Genomic DNA, 24,392 nt, shown 5'->3' on the forward strand with positions numbered 1-24,392 from the left:
ACTCAGTCGGGCTGGTCGTCGTCGACCGCCAGCACGTTCGTCCTGATCGTGAAGAACGTGATCAGCGCCGCCACCACCATCATCCCGGCGCTGACCAGCATCGCCATGTGGAATCCGGCGTTGAACACCGGCGGGTTCCTGAACGCGTCACCCACCAGCCCGACCAGCGGCGGCACGGCCGCCACGGCGAGGAGGCTCCCGGTGCGGGCCACGGCGTTGTTGACGCCGCTGGCGGTGCCGGCGTGCCGCTCCTCGGCGGTGGCCAGCACGGTCGAGGTCAGCGGCGCGACCGCCGCCGAAAGCCCCAGCCCGAACAGGGTCGCCGCGGGCAGGACCTGCAGCGCGTAGGAGGCGCCCGGCCCGATCGTGCTCATCGCGAGGAACCCGCAGGCCGCGAGCAGGATCCCGCCCGTCATCGGCCAGCGTGGCCCGCGTCGCTTGGCGATCTCTCCGGCCCGGGGCGACAGGAGCAGCATCAGGATCGTCGTCGGCAGCATCGCCAGCCCCGCCGCGATGGGCCCGAATCCGGACACCACCTGGAGCTGGACCACGAGCAGGAAGAACACCACGCCCATGGCCGCGTACATGATCAGCGTCACCACGTTCACGGCGGTGAAGACCGGGTTGCGGAAGATCTCCACCGGCACCAGCGCGTCGGGCGACCTGCGGATCTCGGTCACCACGAAGGCCGCGCCCAGCACCAGCCCCGCGATCAGCGGTATCGGCGCGCCCGTCTCGATCAGCCCGTACGTGATCCCGGCCAGCGCCAGCGCCGCCAGCGCCGCCCCCAGCACGTCGAACCGCCCCGCCGCCTCCTCGTCCTTGCTCTCCGGCACGTGCCGCAGGGTCACGAGCACGATCAGCGCCGCGAACGGCAGGTTGATCAGGAACGCCCAGCGCCACCCCACGCTCTGCACCAGCCAGCCGCCCAGCAGCGGCCCGATCGCGCTGGCCACACCGCCCAGCCCGGACCACACCCCGACGGCCCGGGGCCGGTCGTGCCGCACGAACGACGCCTGAATGATCGCCAGCGAACCCGGCGTGAGCAACGCACCGCCGATGCCCTGCAGGGCCCGGGCCGAGATCAGGAACTCGATGTTCGGCGACAGCCCGCACAGCGCCGAGGCCACGGCGAACCACACCGTGCCGATCAAGAAGATCTTCCGCCGCCCGTACCGGTCGCCCAGCGACCCGCCCAGCAGGATCAGCCCGGCGAGGGTGAGCGTGTACGCGTTGATCGTCCACTGCAGGCCGTCCATGCCCGCGTTGAGCTCTTTGCCCAGGAACGGGAGGGCGACGTTGACCACGGTGCTGTCGAGCAGCGCCAGCCCGGAGCCGAGCACGGTCGCCGCCAGGATCCAGCGGCCCCGGGCGGACCCGAGTTGGACATGGCCGTTCACGGGCGCCGTCCCCGGGCCGCCAGCCGTACCGCTCACGCGAGTCCGCCGATGGCCCGCAGCACGAACTCGGACACCAGCTCCCCGGCCCGGTCCACCGTCACGCTCCCGCTGATCAGCGGAACCCGCTCGGCGCCGACCACGGCGAGGATCATGCGAGCCGTGGCCTGCACGTCGAGCACCCGGAAATCGCCGGACTCGACCCCGCTCTCGAGGATCTCCACCAGAATGCGCTGCATGGGCGCGACATGCTCGGCCAACTGCTGGTAGGCATCCGGTCCGAGCGCGGCACTGAGATCGGCGGCACCCGGGTGCGGATGGGCGACCAGCCCGGCCAGCTGCAGCCGCACGAACGCCCGCAGCCGATCAGCCGGTGAGGCACTCCCTGGCAGCTCCTGCTCGTAGCTGTCGATGAAGTACTGGGTCACCCGCTCTGTGAACGCCAGCAACAGTGCCGCCTTGTCGGGGAAGTAGTTGTAGAGGACGGTCCTGGTGATCCCGGCCTCGCCGGCCACGTCCGTCATCGAGATCGCGTCGATACCGTGCACCCTGGACAGTCGGGAGACGGCCTGCAGGATCCGGTCCCGCGTCTGCGTTCGATGCTCGCCGATCGTGGCGGCGGAGATCCGAGGCATACGCCCATCGTAGGCCGAGATCGTCACAAGCCGACGCGCACTCCCCTCATTCACCCTCCCCTCAGAATCCCACCACCGCCAACGGACACCGGACCAGCGAGAACGGCCCGTCGGCAGTTGATGGCTTGTCTTGATGATGCGGCGGGGCGCCTGTCGGCGGTTGGTGGGCTTTCTTGATGATGAGGCGAGGGGTTCCGCCGGTGGCTGGTGGTTGGTCCTGATGATGTGGTGTGGTGCGCGCCGGTGGTTGGTGGGCTTTCTTGATGGCGTGGCGGGGGGTTCCGCCGGTGGCTGGTGGTCGGTCCTGATGATGTCGTGAGATGCACGCCGGTGGTTAGTGGGCTGTCCTGACGACGTGATGAGGGCGCCCGCTGGTGTATGGATGGCAGCCGCGAAGGCGTGGGTGGGCTGGCCGCCGGGTGTTGGGTGGCGGCCGTGGCGAGAGGCTGCTGGGGGTGGATGGTGATTCCGGCGTTGGGGGGAGGCCCGGCTGTCGGGGGTCAGGCCCCGGTTTCGGTGCGTGGTGAGGGTGGCCGCTGGTGTTTGGACGGCGGCCGTGACGGCGGCGGGGTCGGTCGTCGGGTGTTGGGTGGCGGCCGTTTCCGACGGCGTGGTGAGGGTGGCCGCTGGTGTTTGGACGGCGGCCGTGACGGCGTGGTGGGGTGGGCCGCCGGATGTTGGGTGGCGGCCGTGACGGCGTGGTGGGGTGGGCCGTCGGGCGTTGGGTGGTGGCTGTGACGAGGGGCCGCTGGTGGCTGGGCGGCGCACGTAAGGGGGCGTCGGTGGCTAATTGGCTGGCAGTTGTGACCGCGTGGTGAGGTCGGCCGCTAAGTGGCGGGTCCTGATGACGGGCGGCTGGTGGCTGGGCAAGGGGCGGGGCACGTTTGGTGGGAGGCGACAGCCGTAACAGCGGGGTGAGTCCGGTCGTCGGGCGTTAGGCGGCAGTGGCGACGGCGGGGCGCTGGTCGTCAGGCGGCGGTCTTGACGACGTGGAGGAGTTCGGCGAGTACCTCGGTGTTGAGCTGGTACGCCAGCTTCACCTCGCGGATCATGCGCTGACGCTCCCGGTCGTCCAGCTCGAGCTCGTCCAGCCGCGCACGGTACTCGTTCTTGAACCTCGGCAGGCTGCCCAGCCCGTCGAAGATGTAGAAGTCGACGCCCCCGCCCGTGCCGTACCCGTAGATCTTCTGCAGCTCCATGCGGATGAACTGACCGCCGGAAAGATCGCCCAGGTAGCGCGTGTAGTGGTGGGCGATGTAGCCGCTCGGCCAATCGGCCATCTGGTGGATCCGCGCGACCAGCGTGCGGGTGGCCTTGGACGGCACGATCCGGCTCCGCCAACTCGGACCGTAGATCGTCGCGAGGTCCCGCTCCAGCGCTCGCTCCCGATAAAGCTCAGGAAAGACGAACCGGCCCGCCACCGGATGGTCGGCGAGCTGGTGTGACACGCCGTCAAGCGCTATGTACGCGAAGTAGTGTTGCGCTACCATCTCGCCGTATTCGTGCTCGCTCAGCCGGCCGCCCATGAGCTCCGCGAGATAGCTCTCGCCTTCGGCGGACTCGTGGTCAGCCCAGGTGGTGTTCTTCAGGGTTTCGGAGAACGGGGTGGTCACGGCCTACCTCAACTCGCACGGAAGTTTCATGACAAAGTGTCACAAACATCGGCATCCGGCGTCAAGCTGATGACGACACCATGTCATCAAAATCCGGCTCTTCTGTCTCGTACCCAGGAAACACCACGTCAAGAGGTCACCTCGCCTTCGTGTCCGAGAGCGATGAGGGCCAGGTTGCGCAGCGATGGGGTCCCGGGGGTGAAGTAGTCGCTGTGACCGCCTGAGCCCACCGCGAAGACACGAGCTCCGAACGAAGGGCTCATAGGGTCGGCGCCGAAGCCCACGGGCCCGAGCTTGACCTTCGGCACGAACCTGACCCAGTCGTTCTCTCCGAGCCCCGCCCACACCCGCAGCGGCACCACCGCCGCACCTGTCGCGCCGCCCTGAGCACCCTGTACGCCTGCCGTGCTCCAGGCGTCCGGCAAGTCTGCCGTGTCCCCGGTATCCGGCGGGCTTGGCGTGCCTGTGGTGTCCGGTGAGTCTGCCTCCTGCGCGCCCGTGGGATCCGGTGCGCCGACCGAGCCTGTCGCCTTTTGGACGTTGTGTGAGTCTGCCGCGTCCTGATCGTCCTGCGCGCCGGTCGTGCCGTGGGTGTCCTGCGGGCCTGTTGCACCTTGAGCGTCGTACCCGCCTGTCTTGCCGCGAGTGGTGTCTGCGGTCAGCGCGCTGACGGCGGCTCGGGCGGTCTCTGCGGTGCGGGCCGGGTTGGTCGGGGTGGCTCGGGTGGTCTCCGTGGTGTGGGCCGGGCGGGTCAGGGCGGTGGCTCGGGCGGCCTCTGCGGCGTGGGCCGGCTGGGTCAGGGCGGTGGCTCGGGCGGCCTCCGTGGTGCGGGCCGGGTGGGTCAGGGCGGCGGCGGAGGGTGCGTCGAGGCCGGGGCTGCCGAAGACCGCGAGGTCGGTCACGGGTAAGCCGGGGACGGCTTTGGCGCACAGGACCGAGCCGTAGCTGTGGCACAACAACGCGATCGGAGCCGGGGTGCGGGCGTGGAGCTCCGTGATGGTGCGGCGCAGCGCGCGGGCACCTTTGACCGCCGCGTCGCTGGTCAGCACGCCCAGGCTCAGCGTGGGTGGGGAGTCGTAGCCCAGCCAGGCCACCACCGCCAGTCGCTCGCGCGGGGCGAGCCGCGCGGCCTCCGCCAGCAGGGCCCTCGCCGCGCCTCCGGGCCGCTTTGTGCCGTCGTCGAACGTGGCGACCGTCGTGTCGGCGCCGGGCACGATGACCGCCAACCGGTCGGCCGTGGCCAGGTCGCCGTAGACCCGCACCAGTCGCCCGCCCGGTTGCCCCGGCCACACCACGAGCGCCCCCACCGTCACGAGCCCTGCGAGGAGAAGATTTCTGAGCATGCTGGGAAGGTTACGGAGAGTGGCCGGTCGTCCGCGTCACCGCAGGGTTTGACCTTTCCCGTAGTACTGGAGGGTGATGCGGGACTACGGTGCGTGTACGGTGGCCTAATGGCCAGCGATCGCCTTGAACGAGGCTCCGCCTCGGCGTACCCGTCCGGGCCTACCGACGGCGTGTGAAGGCGCGCGGCGTCCCGGCGGCGCCTCGGATCAGGCTCGGAGGACGGCTCGGCGAGCCGGCCACAGAGCGCCGCGTCCCGCGCCGCCTCGCGTCGTCGGAGAACGCCGTGTGGAACGGGTGCCCGTACCCCATCACCCCGCCCAGCCCGCGATCCGACCGGTAATGCCGGGCACTGTGTACGGTGACGGCCTGCGTGCGTACTCGCGAGAGACCGTCCATCCACGACCACGACCTGGCCAGGGCCGAGCGGCGGGTCGTGGAGCTCCGCATCGCCCGCCCGGGTCAGCGGGTGTAACGGTGCTTGGCACCTGGGGGGAAGTATTCGGGGTCGCCGGACTCCCGTAGCCGGATGAACGGCACCTGCTGCGGGACGGGCACATAGCTGGCGAACTCGCTGTTCAGCCGCCGCAGCTGGGCCAGGACCGACCCGCCCACCGCCTGGGCGATCTCGTCGGTCGGCTTCTCGCCGGGCATCAGCTCCACCGTGATCGTCAGGTGCCGGTCCCGGTCGGCGTCCTCCACCACCTCCACCACGAACTTCCCGGTGACCGAGCCGCTGACCTCCGGCTGCTCCAGGCCGACCGCGATGTTCTCCGGGTAGACGTTCGCGCCGTAATAGGACACGGTGAAGTGGCTGCGGCCGAAGACGTACACGAACGGCCGCTCCGGCCCTCCGGCCGCCGGCTCGAAGCCGTGCCGCCGGACGAAGCCCAGCATGTCCTCGTACGGCACCACGCCGCCCTCGTCGGCGATGTGGTAGCGGATGAGCGGGATGCCGTTGTCGCCGGAGAAGAGCAGGGTGCCCTCGTGCTCCTCGAAGAAGCGGACCTGCGGGTCGTACTGGATGAGCGTCGGAAGCCTGGACTCGCCGAACAGCTCCCTGGCCGTGTCCGGGCGCGTGGACAGGAAGCGCCGGATCTCCACGGACAGCGGGGTCTCGTTGCCCAGGACGCCCGCGTCGGCGGTCCCGTACAGGGAGGCGATGCCCCGGACGGGGTCCGCGATCCCCGCCCGCCGCGCGACCAGCGTGCGCCACTCCTCGCTGAACACCTCGCCGGCCGTGACGAGCTTGATGTTCCAGTCGGCCCAGGGGAGGTCCTCGGTGTCGATGACGTTCTTGAGGAACGGCGGGTAGCCCAGGAGCACGACCTGGTCGAAGTGGGGCGCCAGCTCGGGGATGACCCGCAGGATCTCCCTCCGGTCGGTGCCGGGGGCGACCACGGTGATCGGGTAACCGCGTTCGGCCAGGTGTCGGCAGCAATTGACGGTGAACAGGCCGCCGACCCAGGTGCCCAGGGCGAAGCAGACGACGGCGAGGGTACGGCGCTCGCGGGCGTCGAAGGAGTCCCTGAAGACCTCTTCGAAACGGGCGGCGATCACGCGCTCGTCCGCCGCCGAGCGCGGCCAGAAGGACGGGACGCCGGTCGAGCCGGAGGACACGGCGATGATGTCCCCGATCGTGCCGTTCCTGCACAGGTCGGGGAGGGGGTGGCGGTGGGTGTAGTTCTCCTTGGACGTCATCGGCAGCCCGACGAAATCCTGAAATGTCGAGATCTGCTCGGGGTTGATGCGGTTCTCCGCCAGAAAGGCCCTGTAGGCGGGAACGGTCGCCGCCACCTGATGGAAGAGCTCAACCGGGTCCATCAGCCGACTGTACGGCGGCGGCCCGTGAAGGGGAACGGGGGTTGTGCAAGGGAGGGGCGCCATCGGTAAGGCCGGCACGGATGTGGGTCGGGTGAGGGGGATGGGGCCGTGTAAGGCAGGGGCGGCACTGGCAAGGCCGGCACGGATGCGGGTCGGGTGAGGGGGAACGGGGCCGTGTAAGGGAGGGGCGCCACCGGTAGGGCCGGCACCGACCCTGGTCGGGAGAGGGGGACTGGGGCCGCGCAAGGGAGCGGGCACCACTCCCAGGGTTACTCGCCGGGGCGGACCAGGCCGGTCTCGTAGGCGAAGACGATCGCCTGGGCGCGGTCGCGCAGGCCGAGCTTCATCAGCACCCGCCCGACATGCGTCTTGACCGTCTGCTCCGCCACGAACAGCGTCTCCGCGATCTCCTGGTTGGACAGCGCCTGCGCCACCAGCGTCAGCACCTCAGTCTCGCGCTCGGTCAGCTCGGCCGGCCGCTTGCCCGTCACCGGTCGCGGCCCGCCCAGCTTGGCGAACTCGTGGATGAGCCGCTTGGTGATAGCCGGGGCGATGAGCGCCTCCCCGGCCGCGACCACGCGCACCGCCTCCACGAGCTGGGCGGCGGATGCGTCCTTGAGCAGGAACCCGCTGGCCCCGGCCCGCAACGCCTCGTAGACATAGTCGTCGAGGTCGAACGTCGTCAGGATGAGCACCTTCGGCGCCCCGTCGCGCGACAGGAGCTCCCTGGTCGCCTCCAGACCGTTCATGACCGGCATGCGCACGTCCATGAGCACCACGTCGGGGCGCAGCGCCGAGGCCCGCTCCACGGCCTCCCGCCCGTTGGCCGCCTCGCCCACGACCTCGATGTCCGGCTGCCCGCTCAGGAACACGGTGAACCCCGTGCGCACCATCCCCTGGTCATCGGCGATCAGAACCCGGATCAAGCCCTCTCCCTCTCCATGGTCATCCGACGTCGTCCCCTGCGATGAGGTGCTCATGGGCCTCCGCGTCGGCATCGGTGACGGGCAGCGTGGCACGTACCTCGAAGCCTCCACCCGTCGCCGGACCGGCGTCGAGCGTGCCGCCGAGCAGCGTCGCCCGTTCGCGCATGCCCACCACCCCCTGACCCGCGCCGGGCCCCGCGCCGGGCGCGGTACTCGGGCCGTTGGCGACGCGCAGCCACAGCTCACCCCGCCGGTGTGCGACGTCCAGCGCCACCGTCGAGCCGGGCGCGTGCCGCATCGCGTTGCTGAGCGACTCCTGCACGATCCGGTACGCCGACAGCCCCACGGCCGGAGACAGCCGGTCGAGCGGGCCGGCACGCTTGACGAGCACGGCCAGCCCGGCGGCGCGGGCGTTGGAGACCAGCTCGTCGAGCCGGTCGAGCCCGGGCTGAGGGGCGGTGTCGACGCGTCCGTCCTGATCGCGCAGCACGCCGAGGACCTGGCGCAGCTCGGCGATCGCCTCCAGCGACAGCCCCCGGATCTCCGCCAGCCCCGCCTCCAACTGGGCGGGATCGCCCCTGGCCTTGAGCGGCACCGCCTCCGCCTGGATCGCGATCACCGACATGTGGTGCGCGACCACGTCGTGCAGCTCCCTGGCGATGCGGGCCCGCTCCGCCAGCACCGCCTGCGCGCTCTCGGCCTGCCGGGTGCGCCGCTCCTCCGTCTTCAGCTTCGCCGTGGCGGAACGGCGGACCCGCACGTTGTAGCCGAACAGCACCGCCACCGACACGACGACCATGGCGACCGGCATCGAGTTGGGGTCGATGATCCAGGTCGCCAGGAACGTGACGACCCAGACGGCCACCGTGATCCGCCGGTCGCAGCGCACGGCCACGGAGTAGAGGACCAGCAGATGGGAGACGATCAGCCACGTCATGTACGGCATCTCGCCGTGAGGGAACCCGATCGTCCGGGTCACCCCGACGGCCACGGGCAGCAGCGCGAACGACACCCGCCAGGCCGCCAGCGGCCACCGGTCGCGCAGGGCGATGGGCAGCGCGACCGCCACGGCGGTGAGGTAGACGAAGCCCTCCCAGATCGGCCCTTGTCGGTAAGGGCCGATCTGTGGGCCGATGTTCCACGACCACACCGTGTTCACCGTCTGCATGTAGAGCAGCAGCGCCAACATCAGCTCCGCCACCTGGACGAGGCTGATCGTGGTGAGCGGGACGAGCGGCCTGAGCCACTGCGGCACCCCGAACGCCAGCCGCCGCGCCTTCGGTGGCGGATCGGCGTCGCCCTGGAAGAAGGCGAGCCCGACCGCCCCCCGAACGGCCCACACGGCCCGTCCCGCCGACGCCCCGAGCCGCCCGAGGAACCCGCGTTCCGCCGACGCCCCGAGCCGGCCGAGGAACTCTCGTCCCGCCGACGTCCCGACCCGCCCGAAGAGCCCCCGTTCGCCGCCGCTCCGTTCGCCGCCGCTTCGTGCGCCGTCCGTGCTGGACGGTGACCGGCTGACTCGCTCGCCCGAACGCTCCCCGCCGCCACGCCGCCGGGCTGCCGCGTCATCGTCGTACGGCTCGGCCGCCGCCTCGTCGCCACCCCCGCCTGGCACGTCTGCCCGCTTCTCGCCAGCCTCGTCTGGCGCGTCTGCCCGTTCCTCGGTGGCCGCGCGACGGCGGCGGCTGAGGAAGCGGCGGCGGGGGACGGAGATCACCTGGTCAAGGGTACGGGCGCGCGCCCCGTCAGGCGTCACACCAGGGTTTGATCCCACACGTCCCCCTCAGGTATCGCTTACACAATTACGATCGCCGTGAGCGAACATCGGCAAGAGAGGGAACAACGAAGGGCTCCAATGAATTGAGTCGGTATAACTCAACCTTTGGAGTTCGCATGAGTGAGAGCCTGATCCTTCCGGTCCTGCCACTGGACGACGAGGTCGTCCTGCCGGGCATGGTGGTTCCGCTGGACCTGTCCGACTCCGAGGTGCGGGCTGCCATAGACGCGGCCCGTGCATCCGGTGGCAACAAGCCGCGGGTCCTCCTCGTTCCCCGGATCGACGGCCGTTACGGCGCCATCGGCGTGCAGGCCGTTGTGGAGCAGGTCGGGAGGCTGCCCGGCGGCGAGCCCGCCGCCGTGGTCCGGGGCGTCAACCGCGTCCGCGTGGGCACCGGCACGACGGGCCCGGGTGCCGCGCTGTGGGTCGAGGCCGACACGATCGACACCGTCGCCGCCGGCGAGCGCGCTCAGGAGCTGGCCAAGGAGTACAAGGCGCTGGCCACCACGATCCTCCAGAAGCGCGGCGCCTGGCAGGTGGTCGACCAGGTCAACCAGATCGACGATCCCTCGGTGCTGGCCGACAGCTCCGGCTACACCCCCTGGCTGACCACGGCGCAGAAGGTCGAGCTGCTCGAAGCCGCCGACCCCGCCGAACGCCTGGCCAGGCTGATCGAGTGGTCCCGCGAGCACCTCGCCGAGCTCGACGTCGCCGAGACGATCCGCAAGGACGTCCAGGAGGGCATGGAGAAGCAGCAGCGTGAGTTCCTGCTGCGCCAGCAGCTCGCCGCCGTGCGCAAGGAGCTCAAGGAGCTCAACGGCGACACCGAGACCGAGGAAGAGGACTACCGGGCCCGCGTCGAGGCCGCCGACCTGCCGGAGAAGGTGCGCGAGGCCGCGCTCAAGGAGGTCGACAAGCTGGAGCGGACCTCCGACCAGTCCCCTGAGACCGGTTGGATCCGCACCTGGCTGGACACGGTGCTCGACATCCCCTGGAACGACCGTACCGAGGACAACTACGACATCACCGGCGCGCGGGCCGTGCTCGACACCGACCACACGGGCCTGTCCGACGTGAAGGACCGCATCATCGAGCACCTGGCCGTGCGCAAGCGCCGCCAGGACAAGGGCGTCGGCGTGGTGGGCGGCCGCCGCAGCGGCGCCGTGCTCGCCCTCGCCGGCCCTCCCGGAGTCGGCAAGACGTCTCTGGGCGAGTCCGTGGCCCGCGCGATGGGCCGCAAGTTCGTACGCGTCGCGCTCGGCGGCGTGCGCGACGAGGCCGAGATCCGCGGCCACCGGCGCACCTACGTCGGCGCGCTGCCCGGCCGCATCGTCCGCGCCATCCGCGAGGCCGGCTCGATGAACCCGGTCGTCCTGCTCGACGAGGTCGACAAGGTCGGCGCCGACTACCGCGGCGACCCGACGGCGGCCCTGCTGGAGGTGCTCGACCCGGCCCAGAACCACACGTTCCGCGACCACTACCTCGAGGTCGAGCTGGACCTGTCCGACGTGCTGTTCCTGGCCACGGCCAACGTGCTCGAGGCCATCCCCGGGCCGCTGCTCGACCGGATGGAGATCGTCACGCTCGACGGCTACACCGAGGACGAGAAGGTCGCGATCGCCCGCGACCACCTGCTGCCCAGGCAGCTGGAGCTGGCCGGGCTGAGCGCCGAGGAGGTCAAGGTCGAGGACGGCGCGCTGCGCAAGCTGGCCGCCGAGTACACCCGCGAGGCGGGCGTCCGGTCGCTGGAGCGCTCGGTCGCCAGGATCCTGCGCAAGGTGGCGGCCAAGGACGAGCTGCCCGTCACGGTCGGCGAGGGCGACCTCGTGGGCTACCTCGGGCGGCCGCGGTTCGTGCCGGAGTCGTCGCTGCCCGAGTCCACCCAGCGCACCTCGGTGCCGGGCGTGGCCACGGGCCTGGCGGTCACCGGAGCGGGCGGCGACGTCCTGTACGTCGAGGCGTCCATGGCCGACCCGGAGACCGGCGAGACCGGCCTCACGCTGACCGGCCAGCTGGGCGACGTGATGAAGGAGTCGGCCAGGATCGCGCTGTCCTACCTCCGCTCGCACGGGGCGGAGCTTGAGCTGCCGGTCACCGCGCTGAAGGACCGCTCGGTCCACGTCCACTTCCCGGCGGGCGCCGTGCCCAAGGACGGCCCCTCGGCCGGTGTGACGCTGACGACCGCGCTGGCCTCCCTCCTGTCGGGCCGTCTCGTACGCGGTGACGTGGCCATGACCGGCGAGATCTCCCTGACCGGGCGGGTCCTGCCGATCGGCGGCGTCAAGCAGAAGCTCCTGGCCGCGCACCGGGCGGGCATCACGACCGTCCTCATCCCGGCCCGCAACGAGCCGGACCTGGACGACGTGCCCGAGGAGGTTCGCAAGGAGCTGACCATCCACGCGGTGAGCGACGTGCGCGAGGTTCTCGACATCGCGCTGACCCCGGCGAAGGTGGCCGCCACGGCAGCAGCCTAATCGGGGCATAAATGGGCGAATCATTCAGTCGTTTGACTGGATGATTCGCCCATGCTGTTATGTGGGCATGTTGTACGAGACCCCGGCGCTGGAGCCCGCGGACAAAGCAGTCCTCGAGGAGATCGAGGAGATGCGGCGCGACCTGAAGTACCGGCTCGCCGAGACGCACCGGTGGGACGGGCAGCTGCGCAGGCAGTTGCAGGCGCGGGCGATCCAGGGCTCCAACTCGATCGAGGGCTACCAGGCCAGTGTCGAGGACATCCAGTCGATCATGGCGGGTGAGGAGCCCCTTGAGACGTCGACGTCGGTGGCTCAGGAGATCGCGGGCTACCAGCAGGCGCTGACGTACATCCAGGTGCTGTCGCGGGCGCAGATGTTCCGCTACGACGCCGGGATGCTCAACGCGCTCAACTTCATGGTCATCGGTCACCATCGCAACAAGGGGCCGGGCGTCATCCGGCCGGGAGCCATCTTCATCCGTGACTCCGACACGGGGGAGGTCGTCTACGAGGGCCCCGACGTCGAGCTGGTCCCCGGTGCGATGAACGAGCTGGTCACCTGGCTGAACGAGGGCGACCTCGATGTCCCCGGCTATGTCCGGGCCGCCATGGCCCACTTCAACCTCGTCAAGATCCACCCGTGGCGTGACGGCAACGGCCGGATGTCGCGGGCGCTGCAGACGCTCGTCCTCGGCCGGGAGCAGATCCTGCTGCCCGAGTTCTGCTCCATCGAGGAGTGGCTCGGCCAGCAGCGCGTCACCCTCGACTACTACGACGTGCTGGGCGAGGTCGGAGGGCGGCGATGGGGCCCTCACGGGGACACGCTGCCGTGGGTGCGGTTCTGCTTGAAGGCGCATCACCTGCAGGCCCAGCGGGTCCGCCAGCGCCTGGCCGAAGCCGGAGAGATCTGGATGCTCCTGGAGGAACAGGTCGACGCCGACGGGCTCAACAGCCGTACCGTCTCCGCGCTCTACGAGGTCTTCGTGAACAGGCGGCTGCGCAGGAGCCGCTACCAGTCCGACGAGGGTCTCAGCCAGGGGCAGGCCGCGCGTGACCTGCGCGATCTGGCCGCCAAGGGCTGGCTCCGGCCGTACGGCGAGACCAAGGGCCGCTTCTACGCGCCGGGGCCGCGCATGGAGCGGATCAAGGCAGACTTCGCCGAACGCGTCACCCCGCTGCGCGACCCGTACCGTTAGCGGAGCTGTTCGAGCAGGTCGGCGGCCACCGCCAGGATGCGGCACTCGGCGGGGGTGAGCTTGCCGGCCATGGCCTCGGCCAGCCACAGATCCGTGGTGCCGACCTGCTGGGTGAGCGCCGCCGTGCCGTCCTCCGTGAGGACGATGTGGTGCCTGCGGCGATCGGCCTCGCCGCGCGAGCGGCGGATCAGGCCCTGCTCCTCCAGCGAGGCGAGCACGCGGGTCACGGACTGGGGCTGGAGGTGCTCGGCGGCGGCAAGCTCTCCCGCCGTCATCGCGCCGCGCCGGTGCAGGTGGCCGAGCAGGGAGAGGGCCAGGCGGCCGAGGCCGTGCGCGGGGCGCTCGTCGCGCAGCCGCCGCGCCAGGCCGATGGTCGCCCGGCGGAGTGCCACGGCTGTGCCCCGCAGTTCCTCGTCGTCCATGATTATTACGATAGCACTTACTAATTCGACGGCATCGAGCGACAAGAGCGCGCTGACTTACTACGCAATGCGTAGGAAATTGAGGTAGGCTCCCGCGTCGGGAGGTGCCACGTGCGGATCGAGCTGCGACACATGGTCGCCGCCGGGCTGGGGCTCGGCGGGCCGGTCGCGTGGGGAGTCGCCTCGGGGCGGCCCGCGCTCGGCGCCCTGGCCGCCATCGGAGCCCTCGCCGTGAGCGGCCTCTTCGGAAACGAGGCCCGGCCGGGCCTGGCCCATGGCGCCGCCGCGGTGGCGGGCACGGCTGTGGCCGGGTTCGCCGGGGTCGTGGTGGCGGGGCGCGGGTGGCTCACCGCCGTCGCCGTCGTGCTGATCGCGGGCCTGCTCGCGGTGGCCGGCGGCATCAGCCGCCCTCTGGCCGACCACAGCACTCGCTTCATCGTCTTCATGGTCATCAGCACCGGCGTGGCCAAGGGTGTCGAGCCGGTCGCCGCCGCCGTGCTGTTCGCCGAGGGGGCGGCCTGGGGCCTGCTGGTCACCGCGCTCTGCCTCCACACGCGGAAGGGGCACGACGGGCCGGGGGAGCCCCGGCCGGCTCCTCCTCCGGCGAGAGCGCTGCTGCGGCGCTGGTGGCGGACGCTGGGGAGCATGCCCGGGTGGCAGTACGCCATCCGCCTGACCGCCTGCCTCGCCGCCGCCGAGGCCGTCGGGCTCCTGTGGCCGCAGCCGGCCGCGTCGTGGATCGCCGTCACCGTGGTGATCGTCGTCCGGCGCCGCCTGGACGGCGCGGCCAGGCGGTCGGTCGAGCGGGCCGCCGGCACCGCCGCCGGAGTGGTCGCCGGATCCGCCGTGCTGCTGTGGGTGCCGCCGTCGTGGCTGTTCGTGCTGCTCGTCGCCGCGCTCGCCGCGGTCAGGCCCGCGCTCAAGGAGCGCAACTACACCCTGTACGCGACCGTCATGACCCCGCTCGTCCTGCTGCTCATGGAGGGCGGCGCACGTGTGCCACCCGCCACGATCGGGTACCGGCTGGCGGACACGGTCATCGGCTGCGTGCTGGCCCTGGGGCTCGGGTATCTGCCCTGGGTGGTACGCCGGGAAAGGAGCGTTCGTGCCGTCGTGGGCTGAACATGCGATCTGGTGGCACGTCTACCCGCTCGGCTTCACCGGAGCCCCCGCCACGGCAGAGCCTGCCGAGGGCGTGCGGCACCGGCTGCGGCATCTTGAGTCATGGCTGGACTACGCGGTCGAGCTGGGCTGTTCTGGCCTGCAGCTCGGCCCGATCTTCGCCGCCGAGTCCCACGGGTACGACACCGTCGACCACCTCAGGATCGACCCGCGCCTCGGCGACGATCGCGACTTCGACTCCCTCGTCGCCAAGGCGCGCGACCGCGGGCTGCGGGTCGTCCTCGACGGCGTGTTCAACCACGTGGGCCGCTCCTTCGCGGCCGGCGAACGATGGTTCAAGCGCGCCCCCGGCGGCTACGAGGTCTTCGAGGGCCACCACGGGCTCGTCACGCTCGACCACGCCCAACCCGCCGTGCAGCAATACGTGGCCGGCGTGCTCGACCACTGGCTCCGCCGCGGCGCCTCGGGGTGGCGGCTCGACGCCGCGTATGCCGTGCCGGCGTGGTTCTGGCGGAAGGTCCTGCCGGAGGTACGCGAACGGCACCCCGAGGCGTGGTTCGGCGGCGAGGTGATCCACGGCGATTACACCGGTTACGTCAGCGAGTCGGGGCTCGACTCGGTCACCCAGTACGAGCTGTGGAAGGCCATCTGGAGCTCGCTCAACGACCGCAACCTCTTCGAGCTCGCCTGGGCCCTCGACCGCCACGACAAGCTGCTCGACACGTTCGTGCCGCTCACGTTCGTCGGGAACCACGACGTCACCAGGCTCGCCACCCGGCTCGACGACCCCCGCCACCTGGGCCACGCGCTGGCCGTGCTGTTCACCGTCGCGGGCCTGCCCAGCGTCTACTACGGGGACGAGCAGGCGTTCCAAGGGTTGAAGGAGGAGCGGGCGGGCGGCGATGACGCGATCAGACCGGCGTTCCCCGCCGAGCCGGACGGTGTGCCGCCGTACGGGACCGAGGTCTACCGGCTTCACCAGCGGCTCATCGGCTTCCGCAGGCGCCATCCGTGGCTGCACCGAGCCCGGACCACCGCCGAACAGCTCACCAACACCACCGTCGCGCTCCGCAGCCGCGGGGGACCCGGCGAGGAGGTCGTCACGCTGCTGAACCTCGGCGACCGGCCGCACCGCTTCCTCATCGGCGACGCGCGGGCCGCCTTCCAGGACGATCGGGGGGACCCGGCCGTGGTCCCAGGCCACGGCTGGCGCATCGTGACTCAGATCACCAAAGAAGTAGGGAATAAGGGGAGTCAAGGGAGCCGTTGAATCGGGCGTGAACGAGGCATACGCGTACGACACGAGCGCCCACCGGGACGGCTCGTGTTGTCGTATGGGGCGAATGCCGAGCTGAAGCAGAGATCCGCCCGCTCCTCCTCGAAGGTCACCATGATCGCACCTTGTTTCGTGCTGCGCAGGCTGAGCCACCTGCCCTTCCACCCCGGCACCCGCTGACACCGGCCCCCTGACATCGGCCCCCTTTTCTTCCTTCATGTGATGTACGTTTCCGCGGCCCGCCGACGGGCCGCTCTCAGTCGTGGGGATATTCCGTGATCCAGGCTTCAGGCCTGCGCAAGCAGTACGGGGACACCGTGGCGCTGGACGGCGTCGACCTGCACGTGCGCGAAGGCGAGATCTACGGCGTGCTCGGCCAGAGCGGCGCCGGCAAGAGCACGCTCCTGCGCTGCGTCAACCTGCTCGAACGCCCCACCGCGGGCACCGTCACCGTCGCGGGGCAGGACCTGACCGCGCTGCGCAGCGCCGAGCTCAACCGCGCCCGCCAGCGCATCGGCATGATCCACCAGCACTTCGCGCTGCTGAACTCGCGCACGGTCGCGGGCAACGTCGCCTTCCCCCTGGAGATCATGGGCGTGCCCAGGGCCGAGCGCGACCGCCGCGTGGCCGAACTGCTGGAGCTCGTCGGGCTCGCGGGCCGCGGCAAGGACCGCCCGAACCAGCTCTCCGGCGGCCAGAAACAGCGGGTCGGCATCGCCAGGGCGCTCGCGGGCAACCCGTCCGTGCTGCTGTCGGACGAGGCCACCTCGGCGCTCGACCCGGCCACCACCCAGTCGATCCTCGCGCTGCTCAAGCGGCTCAACGCCGAGCTGGGCCTGACGATCCTGCTCATCACCCACGAGATGAACGTCGTCAAGAGCGTCTGCGACTCGGTCGCCATCATGGCGAACGGGCGCATCGAGGAGTCGGGCGCCATCGCGGACCTCATCCGTACCCCCGGATCCCGCTTGACCAGGGAGATCTTCCCGCTGCCCGAGCCCGCCCCGGCCGGCTCGGTGACGCTGACGTTCACCGGCGACCCGCGGCAGCCGGTGGTGTCGGAGGTGGTCAGGAAGTTCTCCGTGGACCTGAGCATCCTGGGCGGCTCGATCGAGGACCTCGCCGGCGGCTCGGTGGGCCGGCTGCGGGTCGCGCTCGACGGCGCCGAAACCGCTGCCGCGCTGGCGTACCTGCGTGACGCGGGCCTGATCGTGGAGGAAAGCGCATGAACTGGGACGAGATCCTGCCGCTGCTCGGTCCGGCGACGCTGGAGACGGCGCAGATGGTCGGCTGGTCGACGCTGTTCACGGCGCTGCTCGGGCTGCCGCTCGGCGTGGCGCTGGTGGTGTTCGACCGGAACGGGCTGCGGCCGGCGCCGGCGCTCAAGTCGGCCCTCGGGTTCGTGGTCAACATCGGGCGGTCGCTGCCGTTCATCGTGCTGATGATCGCGATCATCCCGTTCACCCGGCTCGTCGTCGGCACGACCATCGGGACGGCCGCCTTCGTGGTGCCGCTCACCGTCGGCGCGGTGCCGTTCTTCGCCCGGCTCGTCGAGACGGCGCTCAGGGAGGTCGGCCCGGACGTGGTGCAGGCCGCGCAGGCCATGGGCGCGAGCCGGGCCACCATCGTGCGCAAGGTCCTGCTGCCCGAGGCGCTGCCCGGGCTGGTCGCGGGCCTGACCGTGACCGTCGTCGCGCTCATCGGCTACAGCGCCATGGCCGGCACGCTCGGCGGCGGCGGGCTGGGCGACCTGGCGGTCCGGTACGGCTACCAGCGGTTCGAGACGCTGCTGATGATCGTGACCGTCGTCCTGCTCCTCATCATCGTGCAACTTCTGCAAAGCCTGGGCGACTGGGTCGCTCGGCGCCTATCTCACAAATAAGGAAAAATCATGAAATTTCGTTATATAGCGGGTGCTGTTGCGCTGGCCTTGTCGCTCGCCGCATGCGGAACGTCGCAGTCCGCGACGACGGCCACTGAGTCGGCCGCCGAGTCGGCCGACACCGTGCTGAAGGTGGGCGCCAGCCCGGTGCCGCACGCGGAGATCCTCAACTTCGTCAAGCAGAACCTGGCCCCGGCCGCCGGGCTCAAGCTCGAGGTCGTGGAGTTCACCGACTATGTGCAGCCGAACGTGCAGCTCGACGAGGGCCAGCTGAGCGCGAACTTCTTCCAGCACAAGCCGTACCTGGACGACTTCAACGCCTCCAAGGGCACCAAGCTGACCTTCGTCACGCCGGTGCACCTGGAGCCGCTGGGCCTCTACTCCAAGAAGATCACCTCCGTGTCCGCGCTGGCCGCCGGCGCGACCGTGGCCGTGCCGAACGACGCCACCAACCTGGGCCGCGCGCTCAAGCTGCTCGCCGACAACGGCCTGGTCAAGCTCAAGGACGGCGTCGGCACCGCCGCCACCGAGCGCGATGTGGTGGACAACCCGAAGAAGCTGCAGTTCAAGCCGCTTGAGGCCGCTCAGCTCCCGCGCTCTCTCGAGGACGTGGACGCCGCCGTCATCAACGGCAACTACGCCATCGAGGCGGGGCTCAAGCCGGCTTCGCAGGCGCTGGTGCTGGAGAAGACCGAGGGCAACCCGTACGTGAACGGCCTCGTCGTCAAGGCCGGCCACGAGAAGGACGCCAACATCGTCACGCTCGGGAAGCTGCTGCAGGACCAGAAGGTCAAGGACTTTATCAAGCAGAAGTACGAGGGCTCCGTCATCCCCGCCGAGTGACCCCACCCGCGCGCGAAGCCGCGTCGCCCGTCCCACCTACACGCAAAGGGGATGGGCGGCGCGCAGCCTGGCGTGGGCGCACGGCACCGAATAGTGTTCGGTCATGTATCCGGGAGCCATCGCAGCAGTCACCCCAGACAAGCCCGCTGTGATCATGGCGGGCTCCGGACGGATCATCACCTACCGCGAGCTGGACGAGGAGTCGAACCGGCTGGCCCACCTGCTCCGCGCCGCCGGGCTGCGCCCCGGTGACCACATCGCGTTCATGCTCGCCAACCACCCCCTCTTCCTGGCCGTCGCCTGGGCGGCGCAGCGCTCGGGGCTGTACTACACGCCGATCAGCTCCCGCCTGCAGACCGACGAGCTGGCCTACATCATCGGAAACTGCGGCGCCCGGGCGTTCGTCTCCAGCGCCGACCTGGCCGCCGTCGCCACCTCGGTCACCGACGCCACGCCCGGGGTCGAGCTGCGGCTCATGCTGGACGGCACGGCCGAGGGCTTCGCGTCGTACGAGGAGGCGGTCGCCAAGCAGCCGGCCACCCCGATCGACGACGAGTGCATGGGCGTGGACATGCTCTACTCCTCGGGCACCACGGGACGGCCGAAGGGCGTCAAGATCCCCTCGGCGCACGGCCCGCTCACCGAGCCCGGCATGCTGCTCCAGCTCGTCCAGGCGCTGTTCGCGCCGTCGGCGGACAGCGTCTACCTCTCGCCGGCCCCGCTCTACCACGCCGCCCCGCTGCGCTACAGCCTGACGTTCCAGCGGCTCGGGGCCACGGTGGTGGTGATGGAGCGCTTCGACCCCGAGCAGTTCCTGGCGCTGGTGGAGCGGTACGGGGTGACGCACGCGCAGCTCGTGCCCACGATGTTCATCAAGATGCTCAAACTGCCCGAGGAAACCCGGACAAAGTACGATATTTCCTCGCTCGCGTACGCGATCCACGCCGCCGCCCCCTGCCCCGTCCCCGTCAAGGAGCAGATGATCGACTGGTGGGGCCCGATCATCCACGAGTACTACGCGGGCACCGAGGGCAACGGCTTCCTCTACGTCAACTCCCAGGACTGGCTCCGGCACAAGGGCACGGTCGGCCGCTCCCTGCTCGGCATCGTGCACATCTGCGACGAGGACGGCAACGACCTGCCCCCGGGTGAGCACGGCACGATCTACTTCGAGAAGGGCGGCCGGTTCGAGTACCACGACGACCCGGGCAAGACCCGCTCCGCGGAAGACCCTCAGGGCAGGGGCTGGACCACGCTCGGCGACATCGGCCGCCTGGACGCCGACGGCTTCCTCTACCTCACCGACCGCCGCTCGTACATGATCATCTCCGGCGGCGTGAACATCTACCCGCAGGAGGCCGAGAACGTCCTGTCGGTGCATCCGAAGGTGGCCGACGTGGCGGTGTTCGGGGTGCCGGACGAGGAGATGGGCGAGCAGGTCAAGGCCGTGGTGGAGCCGGTCTCCATGGCCGAGGCCGGCCCGGGGCTGGAGGCGGAGCTGATCGCGTACTGCCGCGAGCGCCTGGCCCACTACAAGTGCCCGAAGTCGGTGGACTTCCGCGAGCAGCTGCCCCGCCACCCGACGGGCAAGCTCTACAAGCGCCTGCTCAGGGACGAGTACTGGCCGGCTTCCGGGTAAATCTTCCGCATTTTCTCCGGACCGTCGCCGGTGGTTCCACCTTGGCGGATAAGGCGCCCGTTCAGAGTTCTCATAAAGCTCTGATCAGCGGCTTAACGTGCGCTTACGCGTCGCTTGGCACCCTGGAGTCATCGGTACTCGAGGGAGATGACAGATGAACGCGAACGAGCCTCACGAGCAGGGGACCGGCGGGTGGAGCCAGTTCGGCAGCAACCCGCCGGCCGCCGGGGGCTTTCCCCGGCGGGACACTCAGATCATGGACCAGCCGGCCCCGCCTTCCTCCCCACCGAAGAAGCTCGGCTTCGCCGCGGGTCGCAAGACCGTCGCCGGGCTGGCCCTGGCGGCCACGGCCATCGGCGGCGGCGTCGTGGGGGCCGTCGTCGCCAACGCGTTCCAGCCGACGCAGCTGGCCAGCAGCGCCACGCCGAGTCCCGTCTTCAAGTCGGCCTCCAACCAGCTCACCATCGCGCAGGTGGCCGCCAAGGTGCAGCCGACCGTCGTGATGATCCAGGGTCAGACCGGTGAGGGCTCCGGCGTCGTGCTGTCGGAGGACGGGCTCATCCTCACCAACAACCACGTGGTCGTGGGCGCCGGCGAGGGCGGCGGGCAGATGACCGTCAAGTTCAACGACGGCAAGACCGCCAAGGCCAGCGTCGTCGGCACCGACCCGGCCACCGACCTGGCCGTCATCAGGGCGGAAGGCGTGTCGGGGCTGAGCAAGGCCACGCTCGGCGACAGCGACATCGTCAAGGTCGGCGACCCCGTACTGGCCATCGGAAGCCCGCTCGGCCTCGACGGATCCGTCACCGCGGGCATCGTCAGCGCGCTCGACCGCACGCTCACCGTCGGCGGCGAGCAGCGGCAGCAGATCCCGCCCGGCTGGGGCTGGGGCCAGCAGCAGGACCAGGGGAGCGGGGCCACCACGATCGCCGGCGCCATCCAGACCGACGCCTCGATCAACCCGGGCAACTCCGGCGGCGCGCTGGTGAACGCCGCGGGCGAGCTGATCGGCATCAACACCGCGATCGCCTCGGACGCCGCGGGCGGCGGCGTCGGCTTCGCCATCCCGGTCAACACCGCCAAGCAGGTCTCCGAGCAGCTCATCGGCAGCGGCAAGGTCAGCCACGCGTTCCTCGGCGTGAGCGTCACCGACGCGACCGGCGACGTGCCGGGAGCCCTCGTCAGGCAGGTCACCGACGGGAGCCCGGCGGCCAAGGCGGGACTGCGGCAGGGCGACCTGATCACCAAGATCGGTGACAAGGCGGTTGACGGGGGAGATACTGTAGTTGGGCAGGTCAGAGGTTTTAAACCCGGCCAACAGGTCAAGATCACATACATGAGGGACGGCAAGACGGCCGACGTCACCGTGACCCTCGAAGAGAAGAAGTAACAAGGACCCCCTCCCGGACGGGTGTGCCGTTGAGATCGCTGCGGACTCGGCGGCACACCCCCCCTTTCAGGAGAAGCGTCTGCCCTCGTCGCGGCGGTAGGCCCAGCCCGCGGCGAGGGCGAGGACGACGGTCCAGACGGCCAGCATGACGACGGCGACCACGTTCGGGGCGCGGTCCGCGGTCACCGCCCAGAGCAGCTCCGCCGCACCCCGGGTCGGCACGTACGGGGAGACGGCCTCGATGAAGCCGGGCAGGACCTGGGGCGGCAGCAGCAGCCCGCCCAGCACCGCCAGCGGGAAGAACAGGATCTGCGACACGGCGATCGCCGCCTTCGAGCTCAGCCGGAAGCCGATGAACAGGGCCAGCAGCATGAACGGGATCCCGCTGACGACCAGCACGGCCAGCCCCAGCAGCAGCTTCACCGGCGTGATGGTGGCCTCCGTGAGGAACGCCGCCACCAGCAGCACGGGGATCACCGAGATCAGCATGACGGCCACCGTCGTCAGGATCCGCGCGGCGAAGCGGGGGAACGGGCCCGCCGGGAGCGTGCGCAGGTACGGGTTCCAGGGCTGCTCGCGGTCCTGGGCGACGGTGATGCTGAGCCCGATCAACGCCCCCGACATGGCCCCGAAGAACATCAGCGACGCCGTCGCCATCGTGGCCCCCTTCGGATCCTGCCCCGCGAACGGCACCACGAAGGCCAGCATCGACACGGCCGGGAAGAACGCGCTGGCCAGGAGGCTGATGGGCACCCGCAGCTGCTCCAGCATGAGGTAGCGGGTGTGCGCGAGGACCAGGCTAGGCATGGGCGGTCTCCTTCGAGGTGATGGTGAGGAAGGCCTCCTCCAGGGTGGTCGGCCTGATCTCGAGGCCGGAGAACGGGGTGCCGCTGCGCACCAGCTCGACGACCAGCCGGTCGGGGTCGGTGGTCACCAGGTGGGTCCGGCCGTCCTCGTGTTCGGTGCCGATCACGCCGGGCAGCTCGGGCAGGTTCTCGGCGACGAGCGAGACGCGCCGCACACCCACCATGTCGCGCACGGCCCGCACCGTGTCGTCGGCCAGCACGCGGCCGTGGCCCACCACCACGACCCGCTCGGCCAGGGCCTCGATCTCCTCCAGGTAGTGGCTGGTCAGCAGCACCGTGCCGCCGCCCTCGTGGAAGGATCTGACGCCCTCCCACAGCGAGCGCCTGGCCTCGACGTCCAGGCCGGTCGTGGGCTCGTCCAGGAAGACCAGCTGCGGGTCGCCCGCGAAGGCCAGCGCCACGGCCAGCCGCCGCTTCTGGCCGCCGGACAGGCCGCCGACCTGCCGTTTGGCCAGGTCGTCGATGCCGAAGCGGGCCAGCAGCTCCCCTTTATCCGCTTTTTTCGGGAAGTGTGATGAGACGAAGTCGACGATCTCGCCGACGCGTAACGACTCGGGCAGCCCGGTCTCCTGCGGGGTCACGCCGATCCCGCGCCGCATGATCGGGTCCTGCGGGGAGCCGCCGAGCAGCTCGACCGTGCCGGAGGTGGGCCGGCGCAGCCCCACGAACAGGTTGATCAGGGTGGACTTGCCCGCGCCGTTCGGGCCGAGCAGCCCGACGAGCTCGCCCGCCCGGATGTCGAGCGAGACGCGGTCGAGCGCGAGCACGTCGCCGTAGCGGCGGCTGGCCTCGATCGTTCTGGCGAGGATGGTCATGGCATCACTCCAGCGTTGTCCCAGCGTTGTCCAGCAAGGCGCGGATCGCCTTGGTGTAGTCGTCGAAGGCCAGCCGCCCGCGCTTGGTGAGCGCCGCGAACGTGACCGGCGTGCGGCCCTTGTGCGTCTTGGTGATCTGGACGTATCCGGCGTCCTCCAGCTTGCTGAGGTGCACCGACAGGTTGCCCGCGGTCATGCCCAGCAGGTCCTTCAGCGCGGGGAAGGCCATCTCGTTCCCCTCGCCGAGCACGTTCAGCGCGGCGACCACCCGGAGCCTGGCCTGCGCGTGGATCACCGGGTCGAGCTCCGGCGGTGCATTGTCCGTGCTCACCGGCAGCGCCTGAGCCACAGGCCCGCGACGATGAAGCCGCCTCCCAGCAGCACCGCCGTCAGCAGCGCGTGCCAGCCGGCGCCGAGGAGCACGCCCACGGCGTCGACGCCCGCCACCCACGCCCCGATGAAGAACATCGGCCAGTTGAGCCAGATCGCGCCCCCGGCCATGTGCATGACCGCGACGACCATGAGCGACGCGCCTCCCCAGACGAGGCCGCTCTCGGCGGGTGGCAGGAGGTCGCTCACCCTGGAGGCGATGACGACCACGAGCATCATCCCGGCGAACCACGCGTAGCCGTACATCGTGCCCCTGGCCGTGTGGTCGCCGCGGATGCCCTTGTTCATCCGCACGATCCCGAACGCGGCCACCGCACCGGCCACGATCTGCGCGCCCATCAGCACCCCCAGCGCCTGCATCTGGGAGATCGGCGCGTAGGGGTGGCCGTCGAGGCCGTAGTGCAGGAAGAACGCGGTGAAGCCGAGCAGCCAGGCGATGCCCCAGGGGGCGTAGAGCAGGAGCGGATCGCCGTGCAGCCACCTCGTGGTGGCGGCCCGCTGCTCCTCGATGACGCGCAGCATCTCCTCAGGACTGGTCACCTGGTCGTCGTCGCTCGTCATCGCA

Annotated in this window: 21 protein-coding genes; 9 read left to right on the forward strand and 12 right to left on the reverse strand. The window is 70.4% G+C overall.

Annotated elements, in window-relative coordinates:
• Positions 1-2: 2 nt before the first annotated feature.
• From AB0L65_RS19510 to AB0L65_RS19540, 7 genes are all read right to left on the reverse strand, one after another.
• On the reverse strand, positions 3-1,400 hold the full coding sequence (locus tag AB0L65_RS19510) for an MFS transporter (protein ID WP_364247105.1): 1,398 nt from the start codon (positions 1,398-1,400) through the stop codon (positions 3-5).
• Positions 1,401-1,432: 32 nt separating this feature from the next.
• Positions 1,433-2,032 (reverse strand): TetR/AcrR family transcriptional regulator, encoded by a 600-nt coding sequence (locus AB0L65_RS19515; RefSeq protein WP_364247107.1) that lies wholly within the window; start codon positions 2,030-2,032, stop codon positions 1,433-1,435.
• Positions 2,033-3,000: 968 nt separating this feature from the next.
• Positions 3,001-3,645, reverse strand: coding sequence for a biliverdin-producing heme oxygenase (locus tag AB0L65_RS19520; protein ID WP_364247109.1), 645 nt, complete (start codon positions 3,643-3,645; stop codon positions 3,001-3,003).
• Positions 3,646-3,773: 128 nt separating this feature from the next.
• The gene (locus AB0L65_RS19525) at positions 3,774-4,988 is read right to left on the reverse strand and encodes an alpha/beta hydrolase (protein WP_364247111.1); all 1,215 of its coding nucleotides are present in this window, start codon (positions 4,986-4,988) and stop codon (positions 3,774-3,776) included.
• A 460-nt stretch (positions 4,989-5,448) separates the two neighbouring features.
• Positions 5,449-6,810: a phenylacetate--CoA ligase family protein gene (locus tag AB0L65_RS19530; RefSeq protein ID WP_364247113.1), complete on the reverse strand. Its 1,362-nt coding sequence runs from the start codon at positions 6,808-6,810 to the stop codon at positions 5,449-5,451.
• Positions 6,811-7,079: 269 nt separating this feature from the next.
• Positions 7,080-7,736 (reverse strand): response regulator transcription factor, encoded by a 657-nt coding sequence (locus AB0L65_RS19535; RefSeq protein WP_364247116.1) that lies wholly within the window; start codon positions 7,734-7,736, stop codon positions 7,080-7,082.
• A 19-nt stretch (positions 7,737-7,755) separates the two neighbouring features.
• Complete coding sequence (locus tag AB0L65_RS19540) at positions 7,756-9,453, reverse strand: histidine kinase (RefSeq protein ID WP_364247118.1); 1,698 nt, start codon at positions 9,451-9,453, stop codon at positions 7,756-7,758.
• Positions 9,454-9,629: 176 nt separating this feature from the next.
• On the opposite strand from AB0L65_RS19540, the gene lon reads away from it, so the two are divergent.
• Positions 9,630-11,987, forward strand: a complete 2,358-nt coding sequence (gene lon, locus AB0L65_RS19545) for an endopeptidase La (RefSeq protein ID WP_364247120.1) — start codon at positions 9,630-9,632, stop codon at positions 11,985-11,987.
• A 67-nt stretch (positions 11,988-12,054) separates the two neighbouring features.
• Positions 12,055-13,182 carry a Fic family protein gene (locus tag AB0L65_RS19550; RefSeq protein WP_364247122.1) on the forward strand — a complete coding sequence of 376 codons (1,128 nt, stop codon included), beginning with the start codon at positions 12,055-12,057 and terminating at the stop codon, positions 13,180-13,182.
• On the opposite strand, the gene AB0L65_RS19555 is transcribed toward AB0L65_RS19550, so the two are convergent.
• Positions 13,179-13,604 (reverse strand): MarR family transcriptional regulator, encoded by a 426-nt coding sequence (locus AB0L65_RS19555; protein WP_364247125.1) that lies wholly within the window; start codon positions 13,602-13,604, stop codon positions 13,179-13,181. The two genes, AB0L65_RS19550 and AB0L65_RS19555, sit on opposite strands and share 4 nt — an antisense overlap.
• A gap of 111 nt (positions 13,605-13,715) precedes the next feature.
• Between AB0L65_RS19555 and AB0L65_RS19560 the strand changes: the two genes are divergently transcribed.
• The 7 genes from AB0L65_RS19560 to AB0L65_RS19590 all read left to right on the forward strand — a co-directional run bounded on the left by AB0L65_RS19560 (position 13,716) and on the right by AB0L65_RS19590 (position 21,756).
• Positions 13,716-14,726, forward strand: coding sequence for an FUSC family protein (locus AB0L65_RS19560; RefSeq protein WP_364247128.1), 1,011 nt, complete (start codon positions 13,716-13,718; stop codon positions 14,724-14,726).
• A complete protein-coding gene (locus AB0L65_RS19565) occupies positions 14,710-15,996 on the forward strand; it encodes an alpha-amylase family protein (RefSeq protein WP_364247130.1) in 1,287 nt (428 codons plus the stop codon). The genes AB0L65_RS19560 and AB0L65_RS19565 overlap by 17 nt, the downstream gene beginning before the upstream one ends.
• Positions 15,997-16,277: 281 nt before the next feature.
• A complete protein-coding gene (locus AB0L65_RS19570; RefSeq protein ID WP_355192227.1) occupies positions 16,278-17,231 on the forward strand; it encodes an ATP-binding cassette domain-containing protein in 954 nt (317 codons plus the stop codon).
• On the forward strand, positions 17,228-17,884 hold the full coding sequence (locus tag AB0L65_RS19575) for a methionine ABC transporter permease (protein ID WP_363964193.1): 657 nt from the start codon (positions 17,228-17,230) through the stop codon (positions 17,882-17,884). Before AB0L65_RS19570 ends, AB0L65_RS19575 begins: the two co-directional genes overlap by 4 nt.
• A gap of 9 nt (positions 17,885-17,893) precedes the next feature.
• Positions 17,894-18,727 carry a MetQ/NlpA family ABC transporter substrate-binding protein gene (locus AB0L65_RS19580; RefSeq protein WP_363964195.1) on the forward strand — a complete coding sequence of 278 codons (834 nt, stop codon included), beginning with the start codon at positions 17,894-17,896 and terminating at the stop codon, positions 18,725-18,727.
• A gap of 103 nt (positions 18,728-18,830) precedes the next feature.
• Positions 18,831-20,366, forward strand: coding sequence for an AMP-binding protein (locus AB0L65_RS19585; protein ID WP_364247133.1), 1,536 nt, complete (start codon positions 18,831-18,833; stop codon positions 20,364-20,366).
• 154 nt (positions 20,367-20,520) lie between these two features.
• Positions 20,521-21,756 carry a trypsin-like peptidase domain-containing protein gene (locus AB0L65_RS19590; RefSeq protein ID WP_364247136.1) on the forward strand — a complete coding sequence of 412 codons (1,236 nt, stop codon included), beginning with the start codon at positions 20,521-20,523 and terminating at the stop codon, positions 21,754-21,756.
• Between the two features lie 66 nt (positions 21,757-21,822).
• On the opposite strand, the gene AB0L65_RS19595 is transcribed toward AB0L65_RS19590, so the two are convergent.
• The 4 genes from AB0L65_RS19595 to AB0L65_RS19610 are packed head-to-tail and all read right to left on the reverse strand — an operon-like array spanning position 21,823 to position 24,388.
• The gene (locus AB0L65_RS19595) at positions 21,823-22,563 is read right to left on the reverse strand and encodes an ABC transporter permease (RefSeq protein WP_364247138.1); all 741 of its coding nucleotides are present in this window, start codon (positions 22,561-22,563) and stop codon (positions 21,823-21,825) included.
• Positions 22,556-23,437, reverse strand: a complete 882-nt coding sequence (locus AB0L65_RS19600) for an ABC transporter ATP-binding protein (RefSeq protein WP_364247141.1) — start codon at positions 23,435-23,437, stop codon at positions 22,556-22,558. The genes AB0L65_RS19595 and AB0L65_RS19600 overlap by 8 nt, the downstream gene beginning before the upstream one ends.
• A 4-nt stretch (positions 23,438-23,441) precedes the next feature.
• Positions 23,442-23,768 (reverse strand): transcriptional regulator, encoded by a 327-nt coding sequence (locus tag AB0L65_RS19605; RefSeq protein WP_357736373.1) that lies wholly within the window; start codon positions 23,766-23,768, stop codon positions 23,442-23,444.
• On the reverse strand, positions 23,765-24,388 hold the full coding sequence (locus tag AB0L65_RS19610; protein WP_364247144.1) for a hypothetical protein: 624 nt from the start codon (positions 24,386-24,388) through the stop codon (positions 23,765-23,767). Before AB0L65_RS19610 ends, AB0L65_RS19605 begins: the two co-directional genes overlap by 4 nt.
• Positions 24,389-24,392 lie beyond the last annotated feature (4 nt).

The sequence above is a fragment of the Nonomuraea sp. NPDC052116 genome (assembly GCF_040680035.1).
Taxonomy (GTDB): Bacteria; Actinomycetota; Actinomycetes; order Streptosporangiales; family Streptosporangiaceae; genus Nonomuraea; species Nonomuraea angiospora_A.

Coding starts and splice junctions, on each gene's coding strand:
- AB0L65_RS19575 (WP_363964193.1), top strand. CDS start 17,228: ATGAACTGGGACGAGATCCTGCCGCTGCTCGGTCCGGCGACGCTGGAG.
- AB0L65_RS19580 (WP_363964195.1), top strand. CDS start 17,894: ATGAAATTTCGTTATATAGCGGGTGCTGTTGCGCTGGCCTTGTCGCTC.
- AB0L65_RS19600 (WP_364247141.1), bottom strand. CDS start 23,437: ATGACCATCCTCGCCAGAACGATCGAGGCCAGCCGCCGCTACGGCGAC.
- AB0L65_RS19595 (WP_364247138.1), bottom strand. CDS start 22,563: ATGCCTAGCCTGGTCCTCGCGCACACCCGCTACCTCATGCTGGAGCAG.
- AB0L65_RS19525 (WP_364247111.1), bottom strand. CDS start 4,988: ATGCTCAGAAATCTTCTCCTCGCAGGGCTCGTGACGGTGGGGGCGCTC.
- AB0L65_RS19530 (WP_364247113.1), bottom strand. CDS start 6,810: ATGGACCCGGTTGAGCTCTTCCATCAGGTGGCGGCGACCGTTCCCGCC.
- AB0L65_RS19555 (WP_364247125.1), bottom strand. CDS start 13,604: ATGGACGACGAGGAACTGCGGGGCACAGCCGTGGCACTCCGCCGGGCG.
- AB0L65_RS19585 (WP_364247133.1), top strand. CDS start 18,831: ATGTATCCGGGAGCCATCGCAGCAGTCACCCCAGACAAGCCCGCTGTG.
- AB0L65_RS19515 (WP_364247107.1), bottom strand. CDS start 2,032: ATGCCTCGGATCTCCGCCGCCACGATCGGCGAGCATCGAACGCAGACG.
- AB0L65_RS19610 (WP_364247144.1), bottom strand. CDS start 24,388: ATGACGAGCGACGACGACCAGGTGACCAGTCCTGAGGAGATGCTGCGC.
- AB0L65_RS19550 (WP_364247122.1), top strand. CDS start 12,055: ATGTTGTACGAGACCCCGGCGCTGGAGCCCGCGGACAAAGCAGTCCTC.
- AB0L65_RS19590 (WP_364247136.1), top strand. CDS start 20,521: ATGAACGCGAACGAGCCTCACGAGCAGGGGACCGGCGGGTGGAGCCAG.
- lon (WP_364247120.1), top strand. CDS start 9,630: ATGAGTGAGAGCCTGATCCTTCCGGTCCTGCCACTGGACGACGAGGTC.